The organism is Bartonella sp. AD24XZML (assembly GCF_042196485.1).
In the GTDB taxonomy this organism is placed as follows: domain Bacteria; phylum Pseudomonadota; class Alphaproteobacteria; order Rhizobiales; family Rhizobiaceae; genus Bartonella.
In genome coordinates, this window is the sequence record NZ_JBHIQH010000069.1 from 1 (window position 1) to 4945 (window position 4945).

General features: G+C 44.4%; 6 protein-coding genes. All 6 read left to right on the top strand.

All coding sequences use genetic code 11. The annotated features are described in order from the left end of the window. Positions 1-1400: phage terminase large subunit family protein (locus tag ACFIMX_RS06620; protein ID WP_375694214.1), on the top strand; the 1400-nt coding region annotated here is incomplete at its 5' end. A gap of 3 nt (positions 1401-1403) precedes the next feature. Beyond that, positions 1404-1652, top strand: coding sequence for a phage head-tail joining protein (locus tag ACFIMX_RS06625; protein WP_100131184.1), 249 nt, complete (start codon positions 1404-1406; stop codon positions 1650-1652). After that, on the top strand, positions 1652-3196 hold the full coding sequence (locus tag ACFIMX_RS06630) for a phage portal protein (protein ID WP_375694215.1): 1545 nt from the start codon (positions 1652-1654) through the stop codon (positions 3194-3196). Before ACFIMX_RS06625 ends, ACFIMX_RS06630 begins: the two co-directional genes overlap by 1 nt. Continuing rightward, positions 3186-4247, top strand: coding sequence for a S49 family peptidase (locus tag ACFIMX_RS06635; RefSeq protein WP_375694216.1), 1062 nt, complete (start codon positions 3186-3188; stop codon positions 4245-4247). The genes ACFIMX_RS06630 and ACFIMX_RS06635 overlap by 11 nt, the downstream gene beginning before the upstream one ends. Then, positions 4136-4510, top strand: coding sequence for a hypothetical protein (locus ACFIMX_RS06640; RefSeq protein WP_375694218.1), 375 nt, complete (start codon positions 4136-4138; stop codon positions 4508-4510). The genes ACFIMX_RS06635 and ACFIMX_RS06640 overlap by 112 nt, the downstream gene beginning before the upstream one ends. Further along, positions 4507-4875, top strand: coding sequence for a head decoration protein (locus ACFIMX_RS06645; protein ID WP_375694217.1), 369 nt, complete (start codon positions 4507-4509; stop codon positions 4873-4875). Before ACFIMX_RS06640 ends, ACFIMX_RS06645 begins: the two co-directional genes overlap by 4 nt. Positions 4876-4945 lie beyond the last annotated feature (70 nt).

Below are 4945 nucleotides of genomic sequence, written 5' to 3' on the forward strand. Positions count from 1 at the left end.
TCGATGCTTACCCATTGAATGTCGATAATGAAGGCGATCCTGTAACAATTGCTGAAAAACGAACCTCTGCTTTTATTCAACATAAAATTTTTAAATTGTCCACACCCACCCACCGTGACACAAGCCGTATCGCCAAGGATTTTGTGCTAGGAGACCAGCGATATTACAATGTTCCTTGTGATGCATGTGGTGTTCTACAGCCCATTGTTTGGTCACAAATCAAGTGGACAAAAGGCGCCCCCGAAAAAGCTGTTTTTGTTTGTGCCCATTGTGGTCATGAACATGCCGAACATCGTAAGTCTACCTTAATGGCAGAAGAAAACGGTGCTTGCTGGATCGCAACACAGGAGTCAAGTAAGCCTCGTCTGCGTTCTTACCATATTTCAGCGCTTTATTCGCCATGGCTGACTTGGGGCGATTGTGCGCGCGAATTTTTAAGAGCCAAAGAAGACCCTGCTCTTTTGCAAGTTTTTATTAATACAGTTCTTGGAGAGCCATGGGAGGACAGAACAGGCGAAGTTGTTGATCCAGACAGCCTTTATGCAAAACGCGAAGAGTATCCTTTAGCTCCAGAACAAGCCGTGGTGTTGACAGCAGGCATTGATGTACAAAATGACCGTTTAGAGCTTGAGGTGGTGGGATGGGGGCGTAGTGAAGAAAGTTGGCATATTGATTATCAAGTGATCCTTGGTGACCCCTCTTCTTTTGAAGTGTGGGACCAATTGGATGAATATCTTGCAAAACGCTGGCCGCATCCAGGCTATAAAGAAGGGATTAGGATAACAGCGGCTTGTATTGATACTGGTGGTGGACATACACAGGCGGTTTATAATTATGTGCGCCCGCGGGAGGGGCGGCGCATTTGGGGGATTAAAGGACAGGCGGGATGGCGTGCGGTCTGGCCACGCCGACCAAGCAAAAACAATAAAGGACAGATTAATCTTTATATTGTTGGGGTTGATGCCGCGAAAGATATCATTACAGCACGGTTTAAAAAATCGGGTCCTGAAGCAACGGGGGCTGGTGCAACACACTTTCACAAAAGCCTTGACCTGGAATATTTTGACCAGCTAACCGCTGAAAGAAAAGTCATCAAATATTTTAAAGGCTTCAAGCGTATTGAATGGCAAAAAAGTGAAAAGGCAAGAAACGAAGCCTTGGACTGTAGGGTCTATGCTTATGCGGCTTTACAAGGTCTGATTTCGGCGGGAATAAATCTTAATCGAGAAATTGATATCTTAGAAGAGCGTTTGGAAAAACTTAAAATTGAAAGTTCTGTAGAGCAACCAACATCTGGGATTTCTTCATTCACTTCTCCAAGAAGATCTCAGATAGCACAACCTCAAAGGAAACAATCCAGAACAGTGATGAATCCTTATATGCAAGGGGATTGGAGGTAATTTGTGGATGAAACTTTAGGACAATTTAACAGCAAATTTTCGAGACTGGAAAGTTTAAAAAGGCGGCGAGAGCAAATTGAAGAGGCTCTTTATTCGGGTGCGCAATCAGTGCGTCACGGCGATAAGCAAGTCAGCAACCGCTCTGTTGAGGAACTGCGCAGAGCTCTTGAAATGATCAATACGCAAATAGCGGACCTTGAAGGGCGTAAAGGTTCACGCGTGTTCTATTTTAATATCTCACGAGGCTATTAATGGCTGGCTTTATCAATAAACTTACGGGCTTTTTTACAATTTCTCGTCAACACAATCCCCATTTTGAAGCTGCAAGCAAAAGCCGTCGCATGGGTGGTTTTGATCCCGCAAAAAAACATATCAATAAAGCGATTGAAGAATGCGGTGATACCATTGTTGCCCGTTCAAGATGGCTTTATGACAATGAATCTCTTTATGGATCTGCGACGGAAGAATGGGTCTCTGCGGCTGTTAGTGATGGGATTAAACCTTATCCTCGCATTGAAGGTTTTCAAGAAGAAAAGAAAAAGCTTTTAGACTTATGGTGGCAATGGGTTGATGAAGCGGACTATGATGAAGATGCCAACTTTTATGGACTTCAAGCAACCATTGCACGAGAGGTCTTTTTAACCGGAGAATGCTTTGTAAGATTGCATTATGTTGACCTTTATGGGCGCTCTGGTGTGCCGCTTCAATTGCAAGTTTATCCCACTGAAATGCTGGATCTCACTTATAATGGACCTGCTGAGATTGAAGGCAATTACATTCGTATGGGAATTGAATTTAATGCCAGTGGTAAGCGCGTTGCTTATCATTTCTGGGAACATCATCCCTATGATGATTGTCCTGCAAACAGAGCCTTTAAGAGCCAAGAGCGCGTGCGTGTGCCTACTGAAATGGTCCTTCATATCAAAGAACGCCGGATTGCCGGACAATTGCGCGGTTCTCCCAAAATAACGCGCTGTATGACAAAGATCTTTCAACTCGAATCCTATGATGATGCAGAACTTGATCGAAAAAGGACGGCGGCTCTTTTCGCAGCGTTTGTCAAGGACAATTCCCCAAACGTCGCAAAATTATCCGATAATCGTGATAAAAACGACGTTGAAGAAGAATACGAAGCACCTGTCATTGCACCCGGTGCATCTCTTTATTTAGGAGAGAATAAAGAGGTTACATTCTCTAACCCTGTTGAGGTTGGAGGTTCTTATGAGGCTTTCCAATTTCGCAATATTTCAAAAATTTGCTCGGCTCTCAATATGCCTTATGCCGTTGTAACTGGAGACGTTACGCGCGGTAATTTTTCCAATGTGCGAACCTCTATCATTCAGTTTAGACGGCATGTCAAACAATGGCGTGAACATATCATTGCCTTTCAGTTTAACCGCATTGTTTGGGAACGTTTTGTTGAAATGGCAGTACTTTCTGGACGCGTTCACTTACCCGGATGGGAAGAAAATTCCTTGCCATGGCTTCAATGTGAAAGCTTTGCGCCCCCGCTTGAAATGATTGATCCAAACAAGGATATCACGGCAGAAAAAGAAGAAATTCGTGCTGGCTTGAAAACACGACGCATGGCGCTTGCCGAGCGCGGCTTTGATATCGACAGCATTCATGCCGAACTGCAAGAAGAGCACACAGACGCTCGTGCGCGCGGCTTATCTTTTGACACGGATATGGCAGCGCCTTCTGGTGAAAATCAAGCGATTGGTGATGAAGATTCAGAGACTTCTGAGACTTATGAAAACAACCAAGACAGTAAGGCGCAGACAAATGGTGAATAATCTCGACATGCCGTTTTTGGCATCACGGCTTTTTGGAGTTCCACACATGCTTGCCTCCACAAAGCTTGACATTATCCTTAATGCTCTTGCTCCACGCCTTTTTGCAAGTGAAAAGTTTCCCATTGAAGCTTATTCGCAAGGGAATACAGCAGCTTTCAGACCACCAGAAACTTATGTAGTACAAAACAATATTGCCATAATACCGGTTCATGGTACACTTGTGCGCCGTGGTGCATGGCTTGGAGCTTTATCGGGATTGACCTCTTATGAAGGGTTAAGAGCTTCTTTTCGTGAAGCCATGGCACAACATGATGTTCGCGCTGTCTTACTGGATATTGACAGCGGCGGTGGAGAAGCCGGCGGTGTCTTTGATTTGGTTGAAGAGTTTCAAACACTCTCAAAACAATACAATAAACCCATTTGGGCGCATGCCAATGAATTTGCTTGCTCGGCGGCTTATGCCATTGCTTGTGCGGCTTCTCAAATATGGGTTGCACGCACGGGTGTTGTGGGCTCGATTGGGGTTGTTTGCGCCCATCTTGACCAATCTCGTGCAGATGAGAAACACGGGCTTAAATGGACCTTCGTTTTTGAAGGTGATCACAAAACCCATGGCAATCCTCACGAACCCTTAAGCGATACAGCACAGATAAAAATGCAAGCCGATTGCGCCCTGCTCTACGAGATGTTTGTCGATTGGGTTGCAAAAAACAGACCTCTGAGTGCAGACGCAATTCGTGACACAAAAGCAGAAACTTTTATAGGTACCCAAGCTTTAGAGCTTGGATTAGCAGATGCGCAGGGCACCCTTGCGCAAGCTTTGGAAGCCTTAACGGATTCCATATCACAACCCCCAACAGCAACAAAAGAAGGAAAAAACACATGGCACGTACACAATACCGCGCCCAAGAAGAGGATGATGAAAAAATTGTCGACATCATCAATGAAGATGAAGAGGACGAGAACGACATTGACGAAGATGCCGAAGTCTTTGACGATGAAGAAGAAAACGAAGTCGAAGATGAGGACGAAGATAAACAAGAAAGCATAAAAGCTGCTCTTGAAAAGGAAAGAAAACGTGGCAAGGCACTGATAAACCTTGAAAGGCAAGCAAAGCGTCTAGGCGTTTCTTTTGATGCCGCAAAAGCCATTAAAAGCGGCATGAATGTTGAGAAAGCAAAAAATGTTGTTTTAACTGCTGCTGTCTCGAAAAGTTCATCTTTAAAATTATCACCCACGGTTCCTCACAGTGATGGAACGAGCAAGGCAAAAATTCATACAAAATGGGAAACAGCTTGGAGGGCAATAAAATGAGTCAAGTTTTTTATGAAGACATCCGCAATGGCGCTTATCTTGGACCCTACGATACGGATATGTCAAACGAAGAAGTGGTTTTTGCATCAGGAGCCTTCATTGAAGCAGGAACTGTCATGGGGAAAATTACAGCATCAGAAAAATATGCCCCCCTTAATCCAGCAGCATCAGATGGCAGCCAAATCCCTGCTGGAATTTCTTTTGCCACTGTTGATGCCTCTCAAGCTGATCAACGTGCCGTAATGACAGCACGCTTATGCACTGTAAAAGCTTCTGAATTGCTATGGCCAGATGCCATTACAGATGAACAAAAAAGTGCTGCCATTCAGTCTCTCGAAGACCATAACAACATTCTATTGCGATAGGAGAATGCGCACATGGATATGAATTTTTTTAAACACGACGCTTTCTCTGCCACCACAATGATGAAAGCGA